The sequence below is a fragment of the Streptomyces sp. NRRL F-2664 genome (assembly GCF_000719345.1).
Taxonomy (GTDB): Bacteria; Actinomycetota; Actinomycetes; order Streptomycetales; family Streptomycetaceae; genus Streptomyces.
Genome location: NZ_JOFX01000036.1, coordinates 16,040 through 28,872, shown reverse-complemented (window position 1 = coordinate 28,872; position 12,833 = coordinate 16,040). Strand labels below are relative to the sequence as shown.

The window sequence follows — 12,833 nt, the reverse complement described above, 5'->3', positions numbered from 1 at the left end:
GCATGGGTGGGTTGACGGAGAACACCGAACGCCCCGTGAGGGGGCGGTGACCGACAGGACTGGCCTACTGATGACCACGCAGGGCGGATCTGTCCTCGAACGCGTACGCGGCCTCCTGCGGGAGGTCGCCAGGTTCGGGGCGGTCGGCGGCCTGGGGGTTCTGGTCAACCTGGGCGTGTTCAACCTGATCCGCCACACCACCGAGCTGCAGGTGGTCCGGGCGAGCGTGATAGCCACGGTCGTGGCCATCGCCACGAACTACCTGGGGTTCCGCTACTACGCCTACCGGGACCGGGCCCATGGCGGCCGGACCCGCGAGATGGCGCTCTTCGCCGGTTTCAGCGCGATCGGCCTGGTCATCGAGAACGGCGTGCTCTACACCGCCACCTACGGCTTCGGCTGGGACGGGCCGGTCGCGAGCAACGTCTTCAAGTTCATCGGCATCGGCACGGCGACGGTCTTCCGCTTCTGGTCGTACCGGACTTGGGTCTTCAAGGCCCTCCCGCAGGTCGCCCCGCGGCCCGCGGCCGAAGCGGTGCGGGAGCCGGAGCCGCCGGCCGGGCCGGAGCTCCGGCGCGGTCCGCGGCCGGAGCCGGAGCCCGTGAAGAACTAGGACGGCTCGCGGGCGCCCGCGGAGTGCGGCGGGGGCGCCTCTAGCGGACGGTCTTCTGCGGCTGGGCCGGCTCGGGGGCGGTGCGGCTGAGGAACACGGCGAACACCGGCGGCTGGGCCTGGAGCAGTTCCAGGCGGCCGCCGTCCGCCTCCGCGAGGTCGCGGGCGACCGCGAGGCCGATGCCGGTGGAGTTGCGGCCGCTGATGGCCCGCTCGAAGATCCGGTTGCCGAGGTCCGGCGGGACACCCGGCCCCTCGTCCGTGACCTCCAGGACCGCCTGGTTGCCGGCCACCCTGGTGCGCAGGGCGACGGTGCCGCCGCCGTGCATCAGGGCGTTCTCCACGAGGGTGGCCAGGACCTGGGAGACCGCGCCGGGGGTGCCGACGGCCCGTACGCCCTGCTTCCCGGAGCGCACGATGGCCCGGCCCGCGCTGCGGTAGGCCGGCCGCCACTCCTCCACCTGCTGCTTGACGACCTCGTCGAGGTCGAAGGGGACCGCGGAGCCGGTCCGGGGGTCCCGGGAGTTCGTGAGGAGCCGCTGCACGACGTCCGTGAGCCGCTCCACCTGGGTCAGGGCGATCGTCGCCTCCTCCCGTACGGTCTCCAGGTCGTCGGTGACGGTGATCTCCTCCAGGCGCATCGACAGCGCCGTGAGCGGGGTGCGCAGCTGGTGGGAGGCGTCGGCGGCGAGGCGCCGCTCGGCGGTGAGCATCCGGCCGATGCGTTCGGCGCTGGAGTCGAGCACGTCCGCGACCCGGTCCAGCTCGGGCACCCCGTACCGCTTGTGCCGGGGGCGGGGGTCGCCGGAGCCGAGCCGCTCGGCCGTCTCGGCGAGGTCGGTGAGCGGGGACGCCAGCCGGTTCGCCTGGCGGACGGCGAGCAGGACGGCCGCCACGACGGCGAGCAGGGCCACCGCGCCGACCACGGCCAGGGTCCGGACGACCTCCCGGGTCACCGTGGAGCGGGCCTCCTCCACGACGACGATCTCGCCCTGCTCGCCGCGGGCCGTGCCGCGCACGACGCTGTCGGGGATCGACGCGCCGATCTCCACGTCGGGCTGCCCGGGGACGGTGATCCGGGCGAAGTGGCCGGCGTCCAGCAGTTCGGCGAGGGCGGCGGGGTCGGTCGGCTGATTCTCCAGGACGTTCGACTCGACGACGCCCACCAGCCGCAGCGCCTCGGACTCGACGCGGTCCTGGGCGCTGCTGGTGATGGTCCGGGTCTCCACGATGACGAGGGAGACCCCGAAGACGGCGATCACCACGAGCACCACGGCGAGCGTGGACTGGATGAGGCGGCGGCGCATGGGCGGGGCTAGCTCTTCTCGAAGCGGAAGCCGACGCCGCGGACGGTGGCGATGTAGCGGGGGTTGGCGGCGTCGTCGCCCAGCTTCTTGCGCAGCCAGGAGATGTGCATGTCGAGGGTCTTGGTGGAGGACCACCAGGTGGTGTCCCAGACCTCGCGCATGAGCTGGTCGCGGGTGACGACCCGGCCGGCGTCGCGCACCAGGACGCGCAGCAGGTCGAACTCCTTGGCGGTGAGCTGGAGCTCCTCCTCCCCCATCCAGGCGCGGTGCGACTCGACGTCGATGCGCACCCCGTGGGTGGCGGGGGGCTGGACGGCCTCGGTGGCGCCGCGCCGGAGCAGGGCCCGGACCCGGGCCAGGAGCTCGGCCAGGCGGAAGGGCTTGGTCACGTAGTCGTCGGCGCCCGCGTCGAGGCCGACGACCGTGTCGACCTCGTCGGCCCGGGCGGTGAGCACCAGGATCGGGAAGCCGTGGCCTTCGGCGCGCAGCCGACGGGCGACTTCGAGCCCGTCCATGCCCGGCAGGCCCAGGTCCAGGACGACGAGGTCGACGCCGCCCTGGAGCCCCGCGTCCAGGGCAGTGGGGCCGTCCTCCCGGACCTCGACCTCGTACCCCTCCCGGCGCAGGGCCCGGGCCAGGGGTTCCGAGATGGATGCGTCGTCCTCGGCGAGCAGTACACGCGTCATGTGGGTGATGGTAGTCCGCGGGGACTGCATCGAGAGGGCTGCTCGCAGACCCCTTCCGATCTGGGCTTATGGACCGTTGAGCGCCTTCGAATATGGTCGAACGGTTCCCGACTCGCCTTGTGATCCATCTCTCAAGTCCTTTCATATGCCGCAGTGTCGTGTCGTATGGTGGCGAGACGCCTGATGCAATACCTCAGGGACCTTTGTGCCGAAAAACAGCGCATAGGTCTCTCTTTCTGTCCGGAACCGGACGGGTGGTCCGAGCGAGGACCGCTCCGGCCGGCCCTGACGGCAGCGAATGACCTGGGCCGGGCCCCTCGCGTGATGTGCGCGGGCGGGCGTGGATCCCGGAGACGGACGTTCCTTCGCCCCCCGACCGGGGGCGAGACCCCCGGGCGTGGGGCGGGAGGTCCGTACGCCGGTGCCGGCCACCCCCCACCGGGCGCGGATGGGCTCACGAAGCCGAAGCGTCCCGAGCAAGCAAGGATCGACCATGGCTTCCAGCCTGACGACGGCCTCACCGAGCCCGGCTCACGAGAAGACCGTCCTCGGCCACCCGATCGGCCTGGCCACGCTGTTCATGACCGAGATGTGGGAGCGCTTCTCCTACTACGGCATGCGTGCGCTTCTCGTCCTGTACCTGGTCTCCGGCGGCGTGGACGCCGCGACGGGCAGCCAGGGCGGCGGCCTCGGCTTCACCGCGGCGACGGCCACGGCGATCTACTCCGTCTACGTGGCCATGGTCTACCTCATGGCCATGCCCGGCGGCTGGTTCGGTGACCGCGTCTGGGGCGCCCGCAAGACGGTCGCCATCGCCAGCTTCGTCATCATGGCCGGTCACGTCGCGCTGGCCGTCCCCGGCCAGCTGGCGTTCTTCGTCGGTCTCGTGCTGGTCGCGGTCGGCTCCGGTCTGCTGAAGGCCAACATCTCCACGATGGTCGGCCACCTGTACAAGGACGCGGACGACCCGCGCCGTGACAGTGGCTTCACGATCTTCTACATCGGCATCAACGTGGGTGCCTTCGCGGCCCCGATCGTCATCGGCACCATCGGTGAGACCGTCAGCTGGCACCTGGGCTTCTTCCTCGCCGCCGTCGGCATGGGCGTCGGCCTGGTCATCTTCCTGCTCGCCGGCCGTACGCTGAGCCCGAAGAGCAGCATCGTGCCGAACCCGCTGAGCCCGGCCGAGCGCAAGGCCGTGATCACCAAGGCTCTCGCCGTCCTGGCCGCCGTGGCCGTCTTCTACGGTGCCGTGGTCGCCGCGGACATGTTCACCATCAAGTGGGCGCTGTACCCGATCACGATCGCCGGTCTGATCATTCCGGTCGCCGTCCTCACCCGGATCAAGCGCGACAAGGACCTGTCCTCGGTCGAGCAGACCCGGATGAGCGCCTACATCTGGTTCTTCGTGGCCGCCGCCGTCTTCTGGATGATCTACGACCAGGGCGGTTCGACCCTCTCGCTGTTCGGTGACAAGAACTCCGAGCGCGCCCTGCTCGGCTGGGAAGTCCCGACGACGATCTTCCAGTCGCTGAACCCGCTCTTCGTGGTGGCCCTGGCGCCGATCTTCGCCGCCATGTGGGTGGCCCTGGCCCGCAGCAACCGCGAGCCCAGCACCATCGTGAAGTTCTCGGTGGCCCTGATCATCGTCGGCGCCTCGTTCTTCGTCTTCGCCGTGCCGCTGAGCCAGACCGCCGGCAACGACACCAAGGTCACCATGTGGTGGCTGGTGCTCATCTTCCTGATGCACACCATCGCCGAGCTGTGCCTCTCCCCGGTCGGCCTGTCGGTCACCACCAAGATGGCGCCGCAGAAGTACGCCTCCCAGATGATGGGCGTCTGGTTCCTGGCCGTCACCGCCGGTGACTGCATCACCGGTCTGCTCGGCCTCGCCGAGGTCCAGCTGAACGGTGTCGGCGTCATCCTCTTCCAGGCGTTCGCCGCCGTCCTCGCCGGTGTCGCGATCTTCATGTACCGCAAGAAGGTCAACGCGCTGATGGGCGACATGAACTGACCCGTCCCGCTCCGGCGGCAGAAACGGCCCGGCACACCGGAAGGTGTGCCGGGCCGTCCGCGTGTCAGCGGGTGCCGCGCAGGCGGCGCCAGGGGGTGAAGGTGAACACCGCGCCGCCGAGCAGGATCACCGTTCCGGCGACGAGGGCGAGGGCCTTGATGCCGCCCTCGTCCTGCGCGCCGGTCTCGGCGAGGCCGCCCGAGGCGGTGCCGCCGGAGGCGCTCGTCGAGGAGCCGGAGCCGCCCGGCTGGGCCGTGGTGTCCAGTTCCAGCGAGACGCCGCTGCTGGTCGCCCTGCACGGGACGTTGATCGGCGTGGCGCCGGGCGCCATCGTGACGTCGATCGTCAGCCGGTCCGGGCTGAGCGTCACCTTGCCGGACCTGCCGGGCTTGTAGGTGCCGGTCATGTCGCTGAGGCTGACCGGGGCCTTGTCGGGGATCGGCTCGGCGTTGGCCGGGCCGGAGACCTTGACCGTGCCGCTGTCCGCGCCGCCGAGCTTGACGTCCATCGAGGGCTTGAGGGCTCCCGCGGGCAGCGCCATGGGCGCCGCCATCGCGCCCTTGGCGGTCTTGACCGTGAGGTCGTAGCTGCCGCCGTTCTTCCTGGCGTTGATCGTGACCGGGGTCCTGATGCCGCCCGGGACGACCGCCCCGCAGTCGAAGGCCACCTCGACCGCCTTGCCCGGGAAGTCGCTCTGGCCGCCCCCGCCGCCGCTGCCGCTGCCGCCCGACGTGGTGCTGCCGCCGCCGGTCGTCGTACCGCCGCCGGTCGTCGTACCGCCGCCGCTCGTCGTGCCGCCGCTGGTCGTACCGCCCGTGGTGCCGCCACTGGAGCCGCCCGACACCTCGATGACGGCGCCGCCCTCGACCTTGCCGACCGGCGCGCACTTGGTGACGAAGGTGCCGAAGGAGAAGGTGACCGCGACGTCGTACTTGCCGGGGGTCAGGGTGATCCTGCCCGCCTTGGTGAGCTTCAGCTTGCCCTTCATCGTCGACATCTGCATGGGGGCCTTCTTGGGGATCGGCGGGTTCTTCTTCTCCCCGACGACCTTCAGCTCCCCGCCTCCGCCGCCGACCGTGATCCAGCCGGTGGGCTGGACGGAGTCCTGCGGGATGTCCATGAGGTCCGTGTTGTTCGAGGCCGGCTTGACGGTCTCCCAGGACACCTCGACCTCGTCGCCCACCTTGGCCGTGGCCGGCGCGGTGACCTTGGCGGTGGTCTCACCCTCCACCGGGGAGCCGCCGCCGGCCGGCGGCACGCACCTGACCTTGAACGTGGCCTCGGCGGCCTGGGCGGGAGGAGCCGTGATGGCGAGGCCCGCGCCGCCGAGCAGCAGCGCGACCAGTGCCGCGCCCGCCCTCCGTCGGTTCTTCACGATGGTCCCTTCGTCGTCGAACGGTTCTCAGACGGTGCGGACGTCTGCGGTGCTGTCTCCGGCGCGCTGTCCGGGGTGAACCACGGCAGAACCGCCGTGGTGGTCGCGGGGGGCCCGGCCGGCCGCTCGGCGGGGGACGGCGCGGCCCGGCGCGCGGCGGACAGCCGGGGCAGCCGGGCCGTCACGGCCGCCGCGGCCCCGGCGGGCCGCAGGCCCCGGTGCCGTCCGGCGCCGTGCCCGGTGGGCGGCCGGACCTTGTCGACGACGGCCATGCCGGTACGGAAGACCGCGGCCGGGACCACCACCAGGAGGAGTCCCCAGAAGAGCAGGACCCCGTACGGGCGGTCCACGCCCCAGGGCTGGGTGGCCACGACGGTGTCTCCGTACTTGAGGGAGATCGTGTAGTCGCCGTGGGCACCGGCGGGCAGGGTGACGTCGAGCGCGACCTCCGCCTTGCCGCCGGGCGGGATGGTCCCCTTCCAGCGGGCCTCCTCCCACAGCGGGGCGAACACGCCGTGGGCGGTGCCGAGCTGGAAGACCGGATCCTTCACGGGGGCGGTGCCGAGGTTGCCGACGGTGACCTTGAACTTTCGTCCGGGCGGGGCACCGAACCAGGTCAGCACCCCGTCCTCGCCCTCCAGCCGGACCCCGGTGAGCATCGCGAGGCGGCCCGTGCCGGATGCGGCGGGCAGCTCGGCCACCGGATGGCCGGTGATCCGCAGCGGGGCCGCGACGGTGGAGCGGTCCCCGTTGACGGAGGTGACGTTGACGATGCAGGGGCACGGCTTGGGTGGTGGCACGACGGCCAGCCGGCCGGTGAAGCGGCCGTCGTCGGCGACGGAGACGGCCACCCCGTCGGCGTTGGCGCAGCTGTTGGTGCCGCCGATCATGTTCTGTCCGCAGACCAGCAGCATTACCAGCGTTCTGGGCCGCCAGCCGGCGCCCGTGACGGTGAGCTCGGTGCCCTGGGCGGCCTCCTGGAGGGACAGCGCCGCGGTGGGTCGGGCCTCGTCCGCGGTGGACGCCGCCGCGGGGAGGAGGGCGAGGGCGCAGGCCGCCAGCCCCGCGAGGAGGGACCGGACGGCGCGGCCGCGCCCGCCTCCGGTCTTGCCGCCGACCATGGCGCTCACCTGGGGGCTCCCGTCAGTTCGTGGTCCGGTGCCGGGGCGGCCGCCGGGGGCGTCCCGCCGTCCGCCGGCCGCCGTCGCGGGCCCCTGCCGCGTACGAGGAACATCGCGGTCAGCGCGGTGCCGCCGAGGGCGAGCAGGCCACAGCCCGCCCAGCCGGCGGCCCGCCGGGGCACGAGCCACGCGGAGGCGGCTGCGGCGGCCCGGGCCCCGCCGGGGGCGGTCGCGGTCACGGTGACGCGGACCCGGTCGACGGTGGGGGCCCCGGGCCAGGGTTCGGTCAGCTCGGCCCGCCCGCCGGGCGGCAGTTCGACCGGTACGGCGCGCGGTCCCGGGCCCGGGACCGCGCCGAAGGCGCCGTCGGCGCGGATGTCGAGCTCGGGCGCGAGGGCCACGTTCCCGCGGTTGACCAGGGTGTAGGCGACGACCGCGGCCGCGCCCCGGCCCCGTACGGCGACGTCCTCGACGGTGAGGGCGGCCAGGGTGGGAGCGCTGACCCGCAGGTGGACCCGTACGCCCACCTCCCGTCCCGTTTCGGCGGCAATCACGGCGGCGGGGTGGTCGCCGGGTGGGGACGCGGGCGGCACGGTGACGGTGAAGGGGACCACCGCGCGGGTGCGGGGCGGGATCCGCACGGTGGCTCCGGCGCCGAAGCCGAACCAGGAACCGGCGCCGGCGGGCTCGCCGGAGGCGGCCGGGCGCACGGCGGGGGCGCCTTCGGCGGCGGGCTGGGCGTCGGCCCCGCGCAGGGTGACGGTGCGCTCCCGGTCGGTGGTGTTGGTCAGGACGAGGCGGTCCTCCAGCACGGCGCCGGGGGCGCCTTCCAGGTAGAAGTACGGGCGGGCGCCGCCGGGCCGGCCCGCCGGGCCGGCTGCCGTCCCGGTGGCGGGCTCGGCGGACCAGCCCGGTTCGTCGGCGGTCGCGGCGGGCGCGGGGGCCGTGAGGAGTGCGGCCGCGGCGGCGAGGGCCAGGAGGAGGCGGACGTCGCGCCTGGGCGTGGGGAGCACGGGCATGGCCGGGGGCGCTCCGTTCAGGAAGGGGCCCGCCGGCCGCGCCGGGTCAGCCAGAGCACGCCGGCCGCGCCGGTGAGCAGCACGGTGCCGCCGAGGGTGCCGAGGGCGAGGGCGGAGTCGGTGGGCCCGGTCTGGGGGAGGGTGTCGGGCGGTGCGTCGCCGCCCGGCGTGCCGGATGCGCCGCCCCCGCCGGCCGCGGTGACGTCCAGTTCCAGCGAGGGACCGGGGCTGTTCCCGGGGGTGCAGGTGGTCGTGGTGCCCATCGCCTTGATGGTCAGCACACCGGCGGTGAAGGTGACCCTGCCGGTCTTCTTCGGGGTGTAGGTGCCCGAGAGGTCGGTGATCCTGATCGGGGTGTCGGGGGGCACGGCCTCGGCGTTGGGCGGGCCGGACACCGGTACAGACGCCTTCTCGGCGCCGCCGACGACGATCACCGCGCCGGGACTCATCGCGCCCTTGCCGAGCTCGATGGGGCTGGAGGAGACGCCCTTCTGGAAGGACATCGTCAGCTTGTAGCCGTCGCCCTCCTTGACGGCCTTGATGTCGATGGGCGACACCGCCGACTTGTCCCCGATCGGGGTCTTGCAGTCGTAGGCCACGTCGACGACGGCGGCGTGGGCTGCGGGGGCGGTGATCAGTACCGCCGATCCGGCCAGCGCGGAGGCCAGCGCGAGCGCGGTGGAGCGTATGCGGTCGGACACCTTCGTCTTCCCCTCGAGCCACGAATTCCTGACGACACATCAGATGGGTGGCTCAAGGTACGCCCGGGGCCTTGCGGAGGGAAGACAAAGGACAGGCCCGGATCGGCGCTTCGTCAGTGGGCGCGGACGCCCTTGCGCCACACCGCGGAGACGAGCGGCACGCCCGGCCGGTAGGCCAGGTGGACATGGCTGGGGGCGTCCAGCTGGGCGAGGTCGGCGCGGGCTCCCGGGGTCAGGACACCGATGTCCGTACGGCGCAGGGCGCGGGCGCCGCCGGCGGTGGCCGACCAGAGGGCCTCGTCGGGGGTCATCCGCATGTCACGCACGGCGAGCGCGATGCAGAACGGCATGGAACTGGTGTAGGAGGAGCCCGGGTTGCAGTCCGTGGACAGGGCGACGGTCGCGCCCGCGTCGATCAGGCGCCGGGCGTCGGGCCACTGGGCGCGGGTGGAGAACTCGGCGCCGGGCAGGAGGGTGGCGACGGTGGTGCCCGCCGCCTGGGCGAGGGCGTCGACGTCGGCGTCGGTGAGGTGGGTGCAGTGGTCGGCGGAGGCGGCCTCCAGCTCGACGGCGAGCTGCACGCCGGGCCCGTGGGAGAGCTGGTTGGCGTGGACGCGCGGGATCAGCCCGGCGGCGGCGCCGGCGGTGAGGACGGCGCGGGCCTGGTCGCCGTCGAAGGCGCCCTTCTCGCAGAAGACGTCGACCCAGCGGGCGTACGGGGCGCAGGCGGCGAGCATCTCGCCGGTGACGAGGTCGACGTAGCCGGCCGGGTCCTCGGCGTAGTCCGGGGAGACGATGTGCGCGCCGAGGTAGGTGACCTCGTCGGTGTGCGCGGCGGCGATCCGCAGGGCGCGGGCCTCGTCGGCGACGGTGAGGCCGTAACCGGACTTGGTCTCGAAGGTGGTGGTGCCCTGGCGGCGTGCCTCGTCGAGGTGGCGGACGAGGTTCGCCTCCAGTGCGGCGTCGGAGGCGGCGCGGGTGGCGGCCACCGTGGTGCGGATGCCGCCGGCGGAGTAGGCGCGGCCGGACATCCGGGCGTTGAACTCCTGGGTGCGGTCGCCGGCGAAGACGAGGTGGCTGTGGCTGTCGACGAAGCCGGGGATCAGGGCGCGGCCGGCCGCGTCGAAGCTTTCGTCCGCGGCCGGGACCCGGGTGGCCGGGCCGACCCAGGCGATGGTGTCGGCGTCGATGACGACGGCGGCGTTCTCGATCAGGCCGAGGGGGCTGCCGTCGCCGACGGCGGGGTCGTTGGTGACGAGGCTGCCGATGTTCGTGATGGCCGTGGTGGTCACTGGGTTCCTCTCAGAGCCCCGGGGCTCCGCCCCGGACCCCGCGCCTCGAACGCCGGCGAGACTGGATTCTCCAGCCCGTCCGGCGTTCGAGGACCGGGCCCGGGCGGAGCCCGGTTTCGGGAAGGGGCGGGGTGGGGGAAAGCCCGCCGCGGGCGGCAGGGTCAGGCGCGGAGGGCCGCGATCGCTTCGGACAGGGCGGACGGGACGTCGGCGACCAGGGTGTGGTGGCCGTCGCGGACGACGTGCCGGCCGCCGACCACCGTGTGGCGGACGTCCGCGGCGGTGGCGGCGAAGACGGCGGTCTCGGCACCGAGCCGCGGCAGCGGACCGGCCGTGCGCACGGAGTCCAGGGCGAGGGTGGTGAAGTCCGCGAGCGCGCCCGCCTCCAGGCGGCCGGCGTCGGCCAGGCCCAGCGCCGCGTGCCCGTCCCCGGTGGCGGCGGTCAGCAGCGCGTTCGCCGTCCAGTGGCCCCGCGTACGGCTGCGCAGCCGCTCGTTCAGCTCCATGGCGCGGGCCTCTTCGAGCAGGTCGATGACGGCGTGGCTGTCGCTGCCCAGCGACAGCGGGCTGCCGGCCTGCTGGAGCCGGGTGGCCGGGCCGATGCCGTCGGCGAGGTCGCGTTCGGTCGTGGGGCACATGCAGGTGCCGGTGCCGGTGCCGCCGAGCAGGGCGATGTCCGGGTCCGTGAGGTGCGTGTTGTGGACGCCGGTGGTGCGCGGTCCGAGCACCCCGTGGTCGGCCAGCAGCTGCGTGGGCGTGCGGCCGTGGGCGGCCCGGCAGGCGTCGTTCTCGGCGGTCTGCTCGGAGAGGTGGACGTGCAGCGGCGCCCGCCGCTCCTCGGCCCAGCGGGCGACGGTGGCCAGTTGGTCCGCGGGCACGGCCCGCACCGAGTGGACGGCGGCCCCGATCAGGGCGTGCTCGCGCGGCTTCAGGGCGCTGACGCGCTCCGCCCAGGCGTCGGCGCTGCCGTCCGAGAAGCGCTGCTGGTGGGCGTTGGGGGGTTCGCCGAAACCGGACGAGAGGTAGGCGGTGTCCAGCAGGGTGATCCGGATGCCGGCCGCGGCGGCGGCCTCGATCAGGGCCTCGCCCATGGCGTTGGGGTCGGCGTACGGGGTGCCGCCGGGCGCGTGGTGGACGTAGTGGAACTCGCCCACGTTCGTGATGCCGGCCAGGGCCATCTCGGCGTACACGGCGCGGGCCAGCGCGAAGTAGGTCTCGGGGGTGAGGTTCTGGGCGGCCCGGTACATCAGCTCGCGCCAGGTCCAGAAGGTGCCGGAGCCGACCTGGACGGCGCCGCGCAGCGCCCGGTGGAAGGCGTGGCTGTGCGCGTTCGCGAGCCCCGGGAGGGTCAGGCCGCGCAGGATCTCCGCCCCGGGCGGCGGCGTGTCGGTGCCGGTGCGCAGGGCGGCGACCCGCCCCTCGGCGGACACCTCCAGGGCGACGCCCGGCTCGACATGGGTGCCGAGCCAGGCGTGCTCCAGCCAGTACGTCGTCAGCGACATGCCAGGCCTTCCAGTACGTCGGCGAGGGCGAGGACGCCGGCCACGCAGTCGTCCTCGGCGGCGAACTCGCGCGGGGAGTGCGAGACGCCGGTCGGGTTCCGTACGAACAGCATCGCGGTCGGGACGGCGGCGGAGAGGATCCCCGCGTCGTGTCCCGCCCCGGTTCCCAGGACGGGGACGGAGCCGCCCAGGATCCGGTTCATCTCGTCGCGCAGGGCGTGCTCGAACTCGACGACCGGGGTGAAGGACTCCCGGACGACCGTGAGGTCGATGCCGTCCTGCTCGGCGCGCTCGCGGGCCGCCTTCTCGATGGCGGTGACGACGGTGTCGAGGGTGGCCTGGTCGGCGGCGCGGGAGTCGAGCCAGCCGCGCACGAGCGACGCGATGGCGTTGACCCCGTTGGGCTCGACGGAGATCTTGCCGAAGGTGGCGACGGCGCCGGCGAGGGCCGCCTCGGTACGGGCGGCCAGTACGGTCGCCGCGTACGTCAGCATCGGGTCGTGCCGGTCCACGAGGCGGGTGGTGCCGGCGTGGTTGGCCTCGCCGCGGAAGTCGAACCGCCAGCGGCCGTGCGGCCAGATCGCGGAGGCGATGCCGACCCGGTCGCCGGACAGGTCCAGGGCGCGGCCCTGTTCCACGTGCAGTTCGACGAAGGCGCCGATGCGGCCCAGCCGTTCGGGGTCGGCCCCGATGGCCGCGGGGTCGTGTCCGGCGGCCTCCATGGCCTGCGGCAGGCTGATGCCGTCGGCGTCGCGCAGCTCGTACGCCTTCTCCTTGGTCAGCTGCCCGGCGGTGAGCCGGGAGCCGACGCAGGCGAGGCCGAAGCGGGCGCCTTCCTCGTCGCCGAAGTTGGTGACGGCCAGCGGCCTGGAGAACTGCGCGCCCCTCCTGCGCAGCTCGTCCAGGGCGGCGAAGGAGGACACTACGCCGAGGGGGCCGTCGAAGGCCCCGCCGTCGGGGACGGAGTCCAGGTGGGAGCCGGTGACGACGGCGTCCCCGGCGAGCGGGTCGCCGAGCCAGGCCCACTGGTTGCCGTTGCGGTCGGTCTCGTAGGTGAGCCCGCGCGCCTCGGCCTGCTCCTGGAACCAGGTGCGGCAGTCGGCGTCGGCGCCGGTCCAGGCGTAGCGGCGGTAGCCGCCGGTGTCGGCGTTGCGGCCGACGGGCGCGAGGTCGGCCCACATGGCGTGGAACGACGGCGCCCCGC

Annotated in this window: 11 protein-coding genes; 2 read left to right on the top strand and 9 right to left on the bottom strand. The window is 73.6% G+C overall.

Translation table 11 applies throughout. From position 1 onward, the window contains the following. The first annotated feature begins 70 nt into the window (after nt 1-70). Nucleotides 71-613 (top strand): GtrA family protein, encoded by a 543-nt coding sequence (locus IF89_RS0126520; RefSeq protein WP_051807654.1) that lies wholly within the window; start codon nt 71-73, stop codon nt 611-613. A 40-nt stretch (nt 614-653) separates the two neighbouring features. On the opposite strand, the gene IF89_RS0126515 is transcribed toward IF89_RS0126520, so the two are convergent. Both IF89_RS0126515 and IF89_RS0126510 read right to left on the bottom strand, forming a co-directional pair. Further along, nucleotides 654-1,919, bottom strand: a complete 1,266-nt coding sequence (locus IF89_RS0126515) for an ATP-binding protein (RefSeq protein WP_030773124.1) — start codon at nt 1,917-1,919, stop codon at nt 654-656. 8 nt (nt 1,920-1,927) lie between these two features. After that, complete coding sequence (locus IF89_RS0126510) at nt 1,928-2,605, bottom strand: response regulator transcription factor (protein WP_030011073.1); 678 nt, start codon at nt 2,603-2,605, stop codon at nt 1,928-1,930. A 493-nt stretch (nt 2,606-3,098) separates the two neighbouring features. On the opposite strand from IF89_RS0126510, the gene IF89_RS0126505 reads away from it, so the two are divergent. Further along, nucleotides 3,099-4,619, top strand: a complete 1,521-nt coding sequence (locus IF89_RS0126505) for a peptide MFS transporter (RefSeq protein ID WP_030773122.1) — start codon at nt 3,099-3,101, stop codon at nt 4,617-4,619. Between the two features lie 64 nt (nt 4,620-4,683). Here IF89_RS0126505 and IF89_RS0126500 read toward each other — a convergent pair whose 3' ends face one another. From IF89_RS0126500 to IF89_RS0126470, 7 genes are all read right to left on the bottom strand, one after another. Further along, the gene (locus IF89_RS0126500; RefSeq protein ID WP_158717928.1) at nt 4,684-5,994 is read right to left on the bottom strand and encodes a hypothetical protein; all 1,311 of its coding nucleotides are present in this window, start codon (nt 5,992-5,994) and stop codon (nt 4,684-4,686) included. Further along, the gene (locus IF89_RS0126495) at nt 5,991-7,115 is read right to left on the bottom strand and encodes a hypothetical protein (protein ID WP_030773116.1); all 1,125 of its coding nucleotides are present in this window, start codon (nt 7,113-7,115) and stop codon (nt 5,991-5,993) included. Before IF89_RS0126495 ends, IF89_RS0126500 begins: the two co-directional genes overlap by 4 nt. Nucleotides 7,116-7,120: 5 nt before the next feature. Beyond that, nucleotides 7,121-8,134, bottom strand: coding sequence for a hypothetical protein (locus IF89_RS0126490; protein ID WP_030773112.1), 1,014 nt, complete (start codon nt 8,132-8,134; stop codon nt 7,121-7,123). A 17-nt stretch (nt 8,135-8,151) separates the two neighbouring features. Continuing rightward, entirely contained in the window at nt 8,152-8,835 is a 684-nt protein-coding gene (locus IF89_RS0126485) for an LPXTG cell wall anchor domain-containing protein (protein WP_030773110.1), read from the bottom strand. 113 nt (nt 8,836-8,948) lie between these two features. Beyond that, complete coding sequence (gene hutI / locus IF89_RS0126480; RefSeq protein WP_030773107.1) at nt 8,949-10,127, bottom strand: imidazolonepropionase; 1,179 nt, start codon at nt 10,125-10,127, stop codon at nt 8,949-8,951. 161 nt (nt 10,128-10,288) lie between these two features. Next, nucleotides 10,289-11,629: a formimidoylglutamate deiminase gene (locus IF89_RS0126475; RefSeq protein WP_030773104.1), complete on the bottom strand. Its 1,341-nt coding sequence runs from the start codon at nt 11,627-11,629 to the stop codon at nt 10,289-10,291. After that, nucleotides 11,620-12,810, bottom strand: coding sequence for an allantoate amidohydrolase (locus IF89_RS0126470; RefSeq protein ID WP_030773101.1), 1,191 nt, complete (start codon nt 12,808-12,810; stop codon nt 11,620-11,622). The genes IF89_RS0126475 and IF89_RS0126470 overlap by 10 nt, the downstream gene beginning before the upstream one ends. Nucleotides 12,811-12,833 lie beyond the last annotated feature (23 nt).